The sequence below is a fragment of the Streptomyces macrolidinus genome (assembly GCF_023887685.1).
In the GTDB taxonomy this organism is placed as follows: Bacteria; Actinomycetota; Actinomycetes; order Streptomycetales; family Streptomycetaceae; genus Streptomyces; species Streptomyces macrolidinus.
Genome location: NZ_JAMWMR010000102.1, coordinates 1 through 874, shown reverse-complemented (window position 1 = coordinate 874; position 874 = coordinate 1). Strand labels below are relative to the sequence as shown.

The following is an 874-nucleotide window of genomic DNA, read 5'->3' as shown; positions in this document are numbered from 1 at the left end:
TAAGGGCTGTCCCGTAACTGCTGGTCACGGGTGAGATGATCTTGCTGTGACTGGTGTGATCACGGCGTCGGAGCCGTCCTGGATAGCCCCGTTCACCGGGCTGAACACGCGTCAGTTCGGCAAGCTGGTCACAGCGTTGCGTCGTGAAGGCGCGGATCCGGTCCGCAAAGGAAGGCCCTGGAGCCTTCCGCTGGAGGACCGGGTCCTGCTGGTCGCCGCGTACTGGCGGACCAACCTCACGCTGCGGCAATTGGCACCGCTGTTCGGGGTGTCGAAGTCGGCGGCCGACCGCATCATCGACCACCTCGGACCCTCGCTCGCGCTCCAGCCGCGCAAGCGGTTCCGCAAGGAGACCGTACTGATCGTGGACGGCACCCTGGTTCCGACCCGCGACCACAGCGTTGCCGAGAAGTCGAAGAACTACCGGTACTCCACCAATCACCAGGTCGTCATCGACGCTGACACCCGGCTCGTCGTCGCCGTCGGCCGGCCACTGCCCGGGAACCGCAACGACTGCAAGGCATGGGAGTTGTCCGGCACCAAGGCGGCCGTCGGCCGCACCACGGTGATAGCCGATGGCGGCTACCGGGGCACGGGTCTGGTCATCCCGCACCGCCGCGAACGCGGCCAGGCCGAACTCCCGGCCTGGAAAGAGGAACACAACACCTCCCACCGCAAGGTCCGCGCCCGCGTCGAGCACGCCTTCGCCCGCATGAAGACTTGGAAGATCCTCCGAGACTGTCGCCTGAAAGGCGATGGCGTTCACCACGCCATGCTCGGCATTGCCCGCCTGCACAACCTCACCCTCGCCGGATAGCGGGGAAACGAGCTGGTCATCCAGCATGCCGTAGATCATTTACGGGACAAGCCTTAG

General features: G+C 65.6%; 1 protein-coding gene. It reads left to right on the top strand.

The window, feature by feature from the left end; genetic code table 11:
- The first annotated feature begins 46 nt into the window (after positions 1-46).
- The gene (locus NGF19_RS30410) at positions 47-817 is read left to right on the top strand and encodes a transposase (protein WP_252429158.1); all 771 of its coding nucleotides are present in this window, start codon (positions 47-49) and stop codon (positions 815-817) included.
- The last annotated feature ends 57 nt before the right edge of the window (positions 818-874 follow it).